The 12,527-nt window shown below is 59.4% G+C and carries 8 protein-coding genes; 5 read left to right on the top strand and 3 right to left on the bottom strand.

Going from position 1 to position 12,527, the window contains the following annotated elements; genetic code table 11:
* Positions 1 to 30: 30 nt before the first annotated feature.
* Positions 31 to 996 carry a 2-hydroxyacid dehydrogenase gene (locus tag AC3IUE_RS27210; RefSeq protein WP_046048282.1) on the bottom strand — a complete coding sequence of 322 codons (966 nt, stop codon included), beginning with the start codon at positions 994 to 996 and terminating at the stop codon, positions 31 to 33.
* A gap of 91 nt (positions 997 to 1,087) precedes the next feature.
* Here AC3IUE_RS27210 and AC3IUE_RS27205 point away from each other — a divergent pair, with 91 nt between their 5' ends.
* Positions 1,088 to 1,717, top strand: coding sequence for a LysE family translocator (locus AC3IUE_RS27205; RefSeq protein WP_046048281.1), 630 nt, complete (start codon positions 1,088 to 1,090; stop codon positions 1,715 to 1,717).
* A gap of 15 nt (positions 1,718 to 1,732) precedes the next feature.
* Here the strand turns inward: AC3IUE_RS27205 and AC3IUE_RS27200 are convergent, their stop codons facing one another.
* A complete protein-coding gene (locus tag AC3IUE_RS27200) occupies positions 1,733 to 2,662 on the bottom strand; it encodes a glycosyltransferase family 2 protein (protein WP_489268964.1) in 930 nt (309 codons plus the stop codon).
* A gap of 309 nt (positions 2,663 to 2,971) precedes the next feature.
* Between AC3IUE_RS27200 and AC3IUE_RS27195 the strand changes: the two genes are divergently transcribed.
* The 4 genes from AC3IUE_RS27195 to AC3IUE_RS27180 all read left to right on the top strand — a co-directional run bounded on the left by AC3IUE_RS27195 (position 2,972) and on the right by AC3IUE_RS27180 (position 11,436).
* Complete coding sequence (locus AC3IUE_RS27195; RefSeq protein WP_056740849.1) at positions 2,972 to 4,654, top strand: fatty acid--CoA ligase; 1,683 nt, start codon at positions 2,972 to 2,974, stop codon at positions 4,652 to 4,654.
* 336 nt (positions 4,655 to 4,990) lie between these two features.
* Positions 4,991 to 6,928, top strand: coding sequence for a DUF1302 domain-containing protein (locus AC3IUE_RS27190; protein WP_056740851.1), 1,938 nt, complete (start codon positions 4,991 to 4,993; stop codon positions 6,926 to 6,928).
* Between the two features lie 28 nt (positions 6,929 to 6,956).
* Positions 6,957 to 8,321: a DUF1329 domain-containing protein gene (locus AC3IUE_RS27185; RefSeq protein WP_056740853.1), complete on the top strand. Its 1,365-nt coding sequence runs from the start codon at positions 6,957 to 6,959 to the stop codon at positions 8,319 to 8,321.
* Between the two features lie 376 nt (positions 8,322 to 8,697).
* The gene (locus AC3IUE_RS27180; RefSeq protein ID WP_489264281.1) at positions 8,698 to 11,436 is read left to right on the top strand and encodes a winged helix-turn-helix domain-containing protein; all 2,739 of its coding nucleotides are present in this window, start codon (positions 8,698 to 8,700) and stop codon (positions 11,434 to 11,436) included.
* 54 nt (positions 11,437 to 11,490) lie between these two features.
* Here the strand turns inward: AC3IUE_RS27180 and AC3IUE_RS27175 are convergent, their stop codons facing one another.
* Positions 11,491 to 12,303, bottom strand: a complete 813-nt coding sequence (locus AC3IUE_RS27175) for a PP2C family serine/threonine-protein phosphatase (RefSeq protein ID WP_489264280.1) — start codon at positions 12,301 to 12,303, stop codon at positions 11,491 to 11,493.
* Positions 12,304 to 12,527 lie beyond the last annotated feature (224 nt).

The raw sequence follows: 12,527 nt of genomic DNA, 5'->3' as shown, positions 1-12,527 counted from the left end.
CTGCTCCTGTAAAAAAAGTGCCGCAGTCTATCAACTGACGACCCGCAGTGCTTTACCGCTGAAGTATCCCTGAGCGTTTTCGGTCAACTGGCCCACGATTCGCTGGCGTGCCTCGCGACTGCCCCAGGCGTTGTGCGGGGTGACAATCAACCGTGGAATGTCGTGGGCCAGCAGCGGATTGCCGGCGGTCGGTGGCTCGACGCTCAGCACGTCGGTGGCCGCGCCACCCAGGTGACCGTTGCGCAAGGCATCGGCCAGCGCCTGTTCGTCGATCAAGCCACCGCGTGCGGTATTGACCACGAACGCACCGGGTTTCATCGAGGCCAGCTCACGGGCGCCGATGAAGTGGCGGGTGTGTTCGTTGAGCGGGCAATGCAGGGTCAGCGCGTCGATCTGCGGCAGCAGCTCTTCCAGTGGCAAACGATCCGGCCGGGCAGGGCGCCCGGGAATCTGACCGAGCAGTACACGCATGCCAAAGGCTTCGGCCAGTCGTGCGACCGCGCCGCCCAGTTCACCGTGACCGAGCAGGCCGAGGGTTTTGCCTTCCAGTTCGACAATCGGGTAATCCAGCAGACAGAACTGCTTCGCCTGCTGCCAGCGACCTTCGCCCACAGCCTTTTGATAATCGGCCAGGCGCGTCGCCAGATTGAGCAGCAACATGATCGTGTGCTGCGCCACCGACGGCGTGCCGTAACCCTGGCAGTTGCAGACGGTAATTCCGTGGGCGCGGGCGGCGGCGAGGTCAACGTTGTTGGTGCCGGTGGCTGTGATCAGGATCAGCTTCAGCTCGGGGCTGGCAGCGATGGCGGCGGCGTCGATCAGGATTTTGTTGCTGATGGCAACGGTGGCGCCCTTGAGGCGTTCGATCACCTGGTCCTGCGTGGTCTGGGCGAAAAGCTGTAAGTCACTGAAACACTCTTGCAGCGGGCTGAGGTCGAGGTCGCCCAGGTCCAGGGACGGGTGGTCGAGGAAAACGGCGCGGTGAGTGTTCGTCATCAACTGTACCTTTTGTGCAATGAACTGAAGGCGTAATCTGCCGAGCCTACCAGATGAAACAAACAGTTACGCTTGGCCAAAAGGATCCCCTATGTACTGGACAGAGTTTTTGACCGTTGCCCTGATTCACCTGCTGGCTGTGGCCAGCCCCGGCCCGGACTTTGCCGTGGTGGTGCGTGAGAGCGTGACCCATGGTCGTCGCGCTGGCACCTGGACGGCGCTGGGTGTTGGCACGGCGATTTTCCTGCACGTCGGCTATTCGTTGCTCGGCATTGGCCTGATCGTGTCCCAGTCGATCGTGTTGTTTAATGCCCTGAAATGGGCGGCCGCCGCGTACCTGCTGTACATCGGCTTCAAGGCCTTGCGAGCACAGCCGGCCCAACCTGCGGCTGACGATCTGCACAAGGAAGCGGGCGAGCGCACTGCTCGCGGCGCTTTCACTTCGGGTTTCGTGACCAACGGTCTGAACCCGAAAGCGACGCTGTTCTTCCTTTCGCTGTTCACCGTGGTGATCAATCCGCACACGCCGCTGGCGGTACAGGCGGGCTACGGTATCTACCTCGCGGTGGCCACCGCTGTGTGGTTCTGCCTGGTGGCGATGCTGTTCAGCCAGCAGCGCGTGCGCGCAGGTTTTGCCCGGATGGGCCACTGGTTCGATCGGACGATGGGCGCGGTACTGATCGCCATCGGTGTGAAACTCGCGTTTACCGAGATGCACTGAGGCCCGGTGAGGCGGCTAGCGATGTAATACCAGCCGCTTGAAGCGTTTGAAGCTGGTTCTATTGAGGTGCCGCCAGGGAATCGAGCGCAACAGCTGCCAGGCTTCTTTCTTGTCTTCGACCACGGCATATTTGAGGGCCTTGTTCACCAGTTTGGTGCGGGCGCTGTGGTAGCCGGGATGGTTCACGTACGGCGCGATCGCCTCAAGGTCCGCCTGGAGCAATATCCGGTATTTTCTCGACAGGTTGTTGGCATGGCGGCGATAGCGGGTCATGCAGATCGGCAATTCATGGATCTCATAACCCAGCCGGGCAATCCGCAACGTCATCTGAAAGTCTTGAACCCGCAGCTTCGGCGCGTAGAAGTCGGCACTTCGCATCGCTTTCATGCGATAGAGCGCAACAGGGGCGCCGATCACGACGGCACCTCTGAGGACCTGATCGAAGTTGTAGGTGTGGATCTTGTCGCGTTGTTGCTGCTTGATGGTGTTGCCATCGCTGTCCATGTAGCTGATCAACGCACCCACGCAGCCGACGTTCGGGTGCTGATCCAGATACTCGGCGCGAGTGCGCACCGACCCGGGCAACATGATGTCATCCAGGTCCGGCGTCGACACATAGACGCCTTTGGCGTATCGCAAGCCGTGGTTGAGCGCCGCGCTCACGCCCCGGTTCGGTTGCGAATACAACTGGAAGTCATAGGTTTGTTGTAATCGCTCGAGTATGGCGAGGCTGTCGTCGCTGGACCCGTCATTCACGATGATGACTTCGAAGTTTGGGTAGTCCTGGGCGAAGATGCTCTTGATGGCGTCTTCCAGAAATCTTTGCATGTTGAAGCAGGACGCCACGATGGAAACCAGGGGCGCTTGTGTCGATGGGGAGTTCTCGGGGGCGGTCAGTTCAATACTCATTGTTGTATGCGATACCGATGGCGTATGACCAGACAGGTCTAGTGACAAGATCCTTCTCTTGAAGATGAGGTGGAGGGTTGGGCGACCTGGGCAACTGTTTGGCTGCCAACCGATCGGCTCATCGTGTCCGTATGGTACGTAGGCTCACAGACAAGAGTTACGTGCATGCGTTACAACGTTTTACAGCGCAAATCCCGAGATCCTGACGAGACATGCCAGATGGTGGCGCAAAGCTAGCATTTTGCCCGGTTCTGCAAATCATTCCTTTGGCTGATTTGGCTGGCGTCCAAGGGCACTAAAGTGCTTACTTTCAGCCACGACCGTGCAGTCAGAAAAGGGACTCTTATGTTGCAGACTCGCGTTATCCCCCCAGCCGAAGGCGCTTACCAGTATCCGCTGCTGATTAAACGGCTGCTGATGTCCGGCGCTCGTTATGAGAAAACCCGCGAGATCATTTACCGCGACCAGTTGCGCTACAGCTACCCGACCCTGATCGAACGGGTCGCAAGGCTGGCCAACGTGCTGACGGCGGCCGGCGTCAAGGCCGGGGATACCGTGGCGGTGATGGACTGGGACAGCCATCGTTATCTGGAATGCATGTTCGCCATCCCGATGATTGGCGCGGTGATCCACACCATTAACGTGCGCCTGTCACCGGAACAGATCCTCTACACCATGAACCACGCCGAGGACCGCTTTGTGCTGGTCAACAGCGAGTTCGTCGGGTTGTACCAGGCCATTGCCGGGCACCTGACCACGGTGGAGAAAACCCTGCTGCTGACTGACCTGCCGGAAAAAACCGCCGACTTGCCGAACCTCATCGGCGAGTATGAGCAGTTGCTGGCGGCGGCGAGCACGCAGTACGACTTCCAGGACTTCGACGAAAACTCGGTCGCGACCACGTTCTACACCACCGGCACCACCGGTAATCCCAAAGGTGTGTACTTCACCCATCGGCAACTGGTGCTGCACACAATGGGTGTGTCGACCATCATGGGCGCCATCGACAGCGTGCGGTTGCTGGGCACCAACGACGTGTATATGCCGATCACCCCGATGTTCCATGTGCACGCCTGGGGCCTGCCGTATGTGGCGACCATGCTCGGGCTCAAGCAGGTCTATCCCGGTCGCTATGACCCTGAGTACCTGGTGGAGCTGTGGCGCAAGGAGAAGGTCACCTTTTCCCATTGCGTGCCGACCATCCTGCAAATGGTCCTCAATTCCAAAGCGGCGCAAGGCACGGATTTCGGTGGCTGGAAAATCGTCATCGGCGGCAGTGCACTCAACCGTGCGCTTTACGACGCGGCCAAGGCCAAGGGCATTCAACTGACCGCCGCTTACGGCATGTCGGAAACCGGGCCGTTGGTGTCGTGTGCACACCTCAACGACGAGCTGATGGCCGGCACCGAAGACGAACGCACCACGTACCGGATCAAGGCCGGCGTGCCGGGGCCATTGGTGGAGGCTGCGATCGTCGACACCGACGGCAACTTCCTGCCCGCCGATGGCGAGACCCAAGGCGAACTGGTGCTGCGTGCGCCGTGGCTCACCGAGGGTTATTTCAACGAACCGCAAAAGGGCGCCGAGCTCTGGGCCGGGGGCTGGCTGCACACTGGTGATGTAGCGACCCTGGACAGCATGGGTGTGATCGACATTCGCGACCGGATCAAGGATGTGATCAAGACCGGCGGCGAGTGGATCTCCTCCCTGGACCTGGAAGATCTGATCAGTCGCCACGCGGCGGTACGCGAAGTAGCAGTGGTGGGCATCGCCGATCCGCAGTGGGGCGAACGTCCGTTCGCACTGCTGGTGGTCCGCGAAGGCCATGTGATCGGGGCCAAAGAACTGAAGGAACACCTCAAGCCATTCGTGGAACTGGGGCACCTGAGCAAGTGGGCCATCCCGAGCCAGATCGCCCTTGTTACTGAAATTCCCAAGACCAGTGTCGGCAAACTCGACAAGAAACGTATTCGCGTCGACATCACCGAATGGCAAGCCAACAACAGCACCTTCCTCTCGACGCTTTAAGCGTCACTTGGCGTGCCCAAAAGGGCACGCCAGCCCCACCAAGCAAGCGCTTGGCTTGTCAAATCCGAATTTTCAGCCATCCTAGACGGGCCGACGGGTGTCGGCTTGGCAAAGGACTGTTCCAGAGTGGCTGGCAGCTGCAAATCACACTTTAGAGGGATCAAGCAGTACTACCTGCTGGCTATAGTCCGCTCAAGGATTTTTAAGAACGGAGCAAACGCACAAAACGGGGCGATGCAACTTTGGAATGACTTAGGGACACCTTGGCTCCCAGTCATCCACAGCGTTTTTAGAAGTGCTCACTGCCATAACAATAATGCACATGGAGTAGCGTCGATGACATCAGTAAACCAGTTCTGGCGCCGGGCGAAACTGCCCCTGGCGGTCAGTCTTGCCTCTACGCTCGCCGGGCCAGCATTCGGCGTCAGTTTCAACGTTGGTGAAATCGAAGGTCAGTTCGACTCGTCCCTGTCGGTCGGTGCCAGTTGGTCGACTGAAAATGCCAACAAGAACCTCATCGGCGTCAACAACGGCGGCCGCGGCCTGTCCCAGACTTCCGACGACGGTCACCTGAACTTCAAGAGCGGCGAAACGTTCTCCAAGATCTTCAAGGGCATCCATGACCTCGAATTGAAATATGGCGATACCGGCGTTTTCGTCCGTGGCAAATACTGGTACGACTTCGAACTCAAGGACGAAAGCCGTCCGTTCAAGGACATCAGCGACAGCAACCGCAAGGAAGGCGCCAAGTCCTCCGGCGGCCAGATCCTCGACGCCTTCGTCTACCACAACTATTCCGTTGCCGATCAGCCGGGCTCCGTGCGTCTGGGCAAGCAAGTAGTGAGTTGGGGTGAAAGTACTTTCATCGGCGGTGGCATCAACTCGATCAACCCGATCGACGTGTCTGCGTTCCGTCGCCCCGGTGCCGAGATCAAGGAAGGCCTGATCCCGGTCAACATGTTCTACGTGTCCCAGAGCCTCACCGAGAACCTCTCGACTGAAGCCTTCTACCAGCTCGAATGGGACCAGACCGTTGTCGACAACTGCGGCACCTTCTTCTCGCAACCGGACGTGATTGCGGATGGCTGCGATAACAACCTGGCCGTACTGCGTACCCGTAACGGACTCAACAGCGCATTGACGGCTGCGGGGCTGCCGGCTTCGCTGCGTAATGCCAGCATCAACACCCTGGCTGCCAAAGGCGTGACCTGGGGCAACCCGGATGAAGGTGTCATCGTTCGTCGCGGTCCGGATCGCGATGCCCGTGACAGCGGTCAATTTGGCGTGTCCTTCAAATACATGTTCGATCCGCTGGACACCGAGTTCGGCGCCTACTTCATGAACTACCACAGCCGTGCGCCGATTTTCAGCGGCAAAGGTGCTCCGGCGAGCGCTTACAGCGCGGCGGGCCTGGTGGGTTCACTGAGGGCTGCGGGTGTTCCGGCCGGTGTCGCGGCAGGCCTGGCCCCGACCTTGCTGCCATTGGTGGTGGCGGGTAACTCCAGCTACTACGTCGAGTACCCTGAAGATATTCGCCTGTATGGCTTGAGCTTCTCCACCACGTTACCGACAGGTACTGCGTGGAGTGGTGAAGTCAGCTACCGGCCGAATGCTCCGGTTCAGCTCAACACCACCGACATTCTCTTTTCCGGTTTGACGCCTCTGAACCCTAACGTTTCCGTGCTCCAAGGGACGCCAGGACAGGATCAACAAGGCTATCGCCGCAAGGAAGTGACCCAGCTCCAGACGACCCTTACTCACTTCTTCGACCAGGTGATGGGCGCCGAGCGACTGACCCTGGTGGGCGAGGTCGGCTTTACTCACGTTGGCGGTCTGGAAAGCTCTTCCAAAGCGCGTTACGGCCGTGACCCGAGCTACGGCCCTGGTCCATTGCCAAGTGGTCAGTGCGTGGCATTGAACACCTCTACCCTGGCAGGCGGACCGCAAAACAACGTCAGTCGCTACTGCGAAAACGACGGGTTCACCACCGCAAACTCCTGGGGTTACCGCGGTCGTGCCATCTGGGAATACAACGACGTATTCGCCGGTGTGAACCTCAAGCCGAACGTGGCCTGGTCTCATGACGTGGAAGGCTACTCGCCTGGCCCTGGCGGCAACTTCGAGGAAGGTCGCAAAGCGGTGAGCCTGGGCGTCGATGCCGAGTACCAGAACACCTACACCGCGAGCCTGGCTTACACCAACTTCTTTGATGGCAAGTACACCACCGTCGATGACCGCGATTTCGTTGCGCTCAGCTTCGGCGTGAACTTCTAAGCACTGCATTATCAGGACGAACACACCTATGAAAATAACAAAGAGTCTGTTCCACGTCGGTGTTCTGGGGCTTTCGCTGCTGGCGACCGGCGTCATGGCGGCGGTCCCTGCGGCCGAAGCGGACAAACTGGGCAAGAGCCTGACCCCGATGGGCGCCGAGATGGCGGGCAACGCTGACGGATCGATCCCGGCCTGGAAGCCGATGGCGAAAAACGCCGGCACCGCCGACAGCAAAGGTTTCCTGTCTGACCCGTTCGCCAGTGAAAAACCACTGTTCACCATCACCGCGCAGAACGTCGACCAGTACAAGGACAAGCTCGCACCGGGCCAATACGCGATGTTCAAGCGCTACCCGGAAACCTTCAAGATGCCGGTCTACCCGTCCCATCGCGGCGCGACCGTGCCGGATGCCGTGTTTGCCGCCATCAAGAAAAACGCCACCGCCACTAACCTGGTGTCCGGCGGCAACGGTCTGGAAAACTTCGAAACCGCAGTCCCATTCCCGATTCCGAAGACCGGCGTCGAAGTCATCTGGAACCACATCACCCGCTATCGCGGTGGCAGCGTGACCCGTCTGGTGACCCAGGCGACGCCGCAGCCGAACGGCTCGTACAGCCTGGTGTACTTCCAGGACCAGTTCGTGTTCCGCGACAAGATGAAGGACTACGATCCGGCGAACCCGGGCAACATCCTGTTCTACTTCAAGCAGAAAGTGACCGCGCCGGCACGTCTGGCCGGTGGTGTGCTGCTGGTGCACGAAACCCTCGACCAGGTGAAAGAGCCACGTTCGGCGTGGGTCTACAACGCCGGTCAGCGTCGTGTGCGTCGCGCACCACAAGTGTCCTATGACGGGCCGGGTACCGCAGCCGATGGCCTGCGTACCTCCGACAACCTGGACATGTACAACGGTGCACCGGATCGTTACGACTGGAAACTCGAAGGCAAGAAAGAGATGTACATCGCCTCCGACAGCTACAAACTCGACTCGCCGCAACTCAAGTACGACGACATCATCAAGGCCGGTCACATCAACCAGGACCTGGCTCGTTACGAGCTGCGCCGGGTCTGGCATGTGGTGGCTACCTTGAAGGAAGGTCAGCGTCACATCTACGCCAAGCGTGACTTCTACATCGACGAAGACACCTGGCAAGCGGCAGTGATCGACCACTACGACGGTCGTAATCAACTGTGGCGTGTGGCGGAAGCTCACTCCCAGAATTACTACAACGTTCAAGTGCCGTGGTACACCCTGGAAACTTTGTACGACCTGCAATCGGGCCGCTACCTGGCACTGGGCATGAAGAACGAAGAGAAATCGGCGTATGACTTCGGCTTCACCGCTACCACCAGCGACTTCACTCCGGCCGCTCTGCGCCAGGATGGTGTTCGCTAAGTTGCCCTGAACAGAGGCCGCATCCTCGAGAAACGCCCCGACTGGTTCGGGGCGTTTTTTTTGCAGTTCACAAAGATCGTTGTAGCAGCTGTCGAGCTTGCGAGGCTGCGTCCGGCTGCGAAGCAGTCGTAAAACCTGAATGCAAGGTTGTCCTGAAACACCGCAGCGTTTGACTTCACGACTGCTTCGCAGCCGGACGCAGCCTCGCAAGCTCGACAGCTGCTACGAGGGCGGTGTGGCTGTCGGGTTTGCTCGACACTTCTGCTTGTATTCTTTTTGTAGCCATTTGTAGCAATAACCTTCATTCCCTCTTCGTTTACCGATAGGCTGCGGACATCTGCAACGCCGCCAACCGCCATTCAAACAAGAGCCGGCCATGACTGATCTGTCCCCACACCCGGGCCCTGCAAGCATTGCCGTCGCGGCACTGGACGGGCGTTTTTTTCGGCCTCCGTTGCCCGACGGCCATGTGCTGCGACCTCGTCTGTGCGAGCGCCTGAGTGCGGGCCTCGGTGGAAGGCTGTTGCTGGTCAGCGCACCGGCGGGGTTTGGCAAGAGTTCGTTGGCGGTGGAGTTCTGTCAGGGCTTGCCGGCTCACTGGCAAAGTCTGTGGCTGGGGTTGAGTCCGCGAGACAGCGATCCCGGACGTTTTCTTGAGCGGTTGCTCGAAGGCCTCCAGGACTTTTTTCCGCAACTGGGCAGCAAGTCCCTGGGCCTGCTGAAAATGCGCCAGCGGCATCAACCGTTTGCCTTTGAAGAATGGCTGGACGGTTTGCTCGATGAGTTGGCCGTGCACCTGTCTGCAAGTACGCCCCTGCTGTTGGTGTTGGATGACTACCATTTGGCACAGGGCCCGGTACTCGATCGCTGCCTGCAATTTTTCCTCAATCATCTGCCTGACGGCTTGCTGGTCATGGTCACCAGTCGGCAGCGGCCGGACTGGCATCTGGCGCGTCTGCGGCTGTCGCGGCAACTGCTCGAGTTGAATGAACAGGACTTGCGCCTGACTCACGACGAAGCCCTGACCCTGCTTGATCGGCACAGCAGTTCCTTGCGCGGCGAAGCGCTGGAGAGTCTCATCCAGCGCAGCGAAGGTTGGGTCGCCGGGCTGCGTTTCTGGCTGCTGGCAGCGTCTGAAGCGGGCTCGCAGGGTGCTTTGCCACAGGCCTTGCATGGCGGGGAAGGGCTGATCCGCGATTATCTGCTGGAAGAAGTCATCGATTGTCTGCCCGCCGAGGTGCAGTCATTCCTTTACGACACAGCACCTCAGGAACGCTTTTGCAGCGAATTGTGCGACGCCGTTCGCGAAGCCCATGACAGTGCCGAGATCCTGCGTTTTCTGCTGGCTCATCAGGTGTTCCTGGTGCCACTGGATGAAAACGGTCACTGGTATCGCTACCACCATTTGTTTTCCGACCTGTTGCGCACCCGGCCCACCGCGCAAGCGATGGTGCCGGCGGCCAGCCTGCACTTGCGCGCCTGTCGCTGGTTCAATGCCCAGGGGCTGCTCGACGAGGCGGTGGAGCAGGCGCTGCGTGCCGGGCACCTGGACGTCGCGGCGAACCTGGTGCAGAACCTCTCCGAAGAGCAACTGCTGGCCGAACAGAACGTCGGCATGTTGCTGCGCTGGAAAATGGACTTGCCTGACAGCCTGCTGATCAGCACGCCACGGCTGATCGTGCTGTACAGCTGGGCGTTGGGGCTGGCCTGTCAGCTGGACGCCGCCGAGGAGTTGGCCAGTCATTTGAGTCGCTTCCTGCCGGCCCCGTCGGCCACTGCGCAGAAATCCATGCTGGCGCAATGGCTGGCCCTGAGTGGGGTCATCGCCCGCGGGCGCGGCAATCGCGAGCTGACGTTGCTCTACTGCACCGAAGCGCAGGAGAGCCTGCCCGCCAAACGCTACGGGCAACGCCTGATGTGCCTCTCGACCCTGTCCAACCTGGCCATTGCCGACGGTGACTTGTGGCGTGCCCGCGGGTTGAACCGTGAATCTCTGGAGTTGGCGCAACGGGTCGGCAACCCGCTGTTCGAAGCGCTGGCCCATTACGACCGCGCTCGCGTGCTGCAAGCGCGAGGGGAAATCCTTCGTGCGCTGGATGAAGTGCGCCAAGGGCTGCAACGCCTGCAACGGTTATCCCCGCAACGGCTGTATGCCGTACGCGCCCGACTGACTTTGTACGAAGGCTTTTTGTTAGCCCTGCGCTTGCAGCCCCAAGCCGCACGGGCACGCTTGCAAGCCGGTTTGAATGAAGCACGCGCCTGTCGTGATATCAGCGTATTGATCGGCCACTGCGTGATCGCCAGGCTTGAGGGCATCAGCGGCGAATTCGCCAAAGCCTTCGCTGAACTCGCGGAAGCCGAGCGCCTGATGCACATCTGGGACGTGCCACCGATCTACTACCTGGCGATGATCACCCTGGTCAAATGCGAACTTTGGCTGGCTCAGGGGCGTACCGATCTGGCCGAAGCCTGGCTCGCTCGCTTGGGCCAGACCTACAACGGCGAACACGCGGCAGCCCCTCCGGAGTTTCATCCGCAACTGCCGCTGCATATCGAGTTGCAGCAAGCCTTGCTGGAGGTCATTCAGGGACAGCCGATGCTGGCCGAAGGACGATTGAACGCGTTGCTTGAGCACGGGCAGCAAACGGGCAGGCAGTTGCTCAGCGTGATGGCACTGACTCAGAAAGTGACGTTATTGCTGGGGGGCGGACGCGAGCCCGAGGCCCGCAAGGCCCTGAGTCAGGCGCTGGAAGCGGCGGCCGGTGGAGTGCTGCAACCGTTTGACAGGTTGTTGGCTGAACATCCGGACTGGCTGCGTGGACAACTTCAACTCGGTGCACCGACGCCCGTTTCACTGAGCCTTGCAGAAAAACTTCCGGCAGTGACAGGCCGTCCCGCAGCAGAGTCATCCGCCGCCGCGGAACAACTCAGTACGCGGGAAATGGCTGTCCTGCGACTGATCGCCCAGGGCTGTTCGAATCAAGAGATCAGCGATCAGCTGTTTATTTCGCTGCACACCGTAAAAACTCACGCCAGCCATATCAACAGCAAGCTTGGGGTTGAACGGCGCACGCAAGCGGTCGCCAGGGCGAAAGACTTGGGTGTATTGCAGTAATCGCCGTTTGAAGACCTCCGAAACAAGTTGGGCCTTGCGATCAGAGGTTTTCGGTCATTTCTCCTCTGAGACAATCACTCCGGATGTCTGCCCCACGTCGATGGAGTGCTTCAGGATCGACAGTAAGCCTATGGAGCAGTCATCCCCGGTTTTACTGGCAATGGACTGTTGCAAGTTGTCACCCAACACTTCCCTCATTTTTTTTCTGGGCAACGTTGCATTCCACTCCAGCAGCTTTTGGATCGCCGGGGTGGGGACGCCGTTGGATTTGTCATAGAGACTTTGCGCGGTGCCGTCGCTCATGATCGCGAAGCCCGTCGTGGCTTCGATTTGCCCACGATACAACTTGAGCCGCGACGCCGCTTTATGGTCAGTCAGCAACGGGGCGGTATTGGCCGACTCACCATTTTCTGGATGAGAAAGGGCCTGAAGTTGTCCGTCCGCTTCAACGCTTGCGATGACGCCATCGCCCAAGTGACCTGCGAGGTAGCGGCCTTGTGAGTAAGCGACGAACGACAAGGTACAGGCCAGGTCGTTGATATCGCCGCCAAGCTTTGCAGATTTGCGTCTGAACGCGTCCAGGCAGCGATTAACCAGTCGCTGGGCTGCCTTCGCGTTGTGTTTGTCCATGTTTTGCCAGAGGCTTTCAAAGTTTTTGCAGACAAAGGCCAGGGTAGCCGTGACCGCTACTTGGGCGCCGATGTCGGATCTGGAGCCAGCCCCAACCGCCAATGAAATGCAGGTCACCTCGTTGGACTCTCTGGCCGCGACATAGTCCTGGCAAGGCGTTTGAGTCTTGAGGTGCTCGCGTCCTGCCACAAACGCGCAGGCCGTTTTACAGCTGAAGTCTTCCGGAATCTCAGGCATGGTTCAGGCCTGTGCCCAGGCTTCGATACCTTTAATGTCCTGACGAAGGAGATAGTCTTCTTGCATGGGATTATCCTTTTTGGGCTGAGCGTTACAAAAAACGCTTCAAGAGTCGTTTGAACCAGGCATTGGCTTCCTGCCGTCCTGTTTCAAATAGGCGCGGCGCGAGGATAACCTATCAATTTTGCGGATCATAACCGCAGTACCCAGCCTTGGCACCAGGA

This window comes from Pseudomonas sp. GL_093, assembly GCF_057837605.1.
Note: the sequence above shows the minus strand (reverse complement) of the source record. Positions and strands in the feature narration are given on the sequence as shown.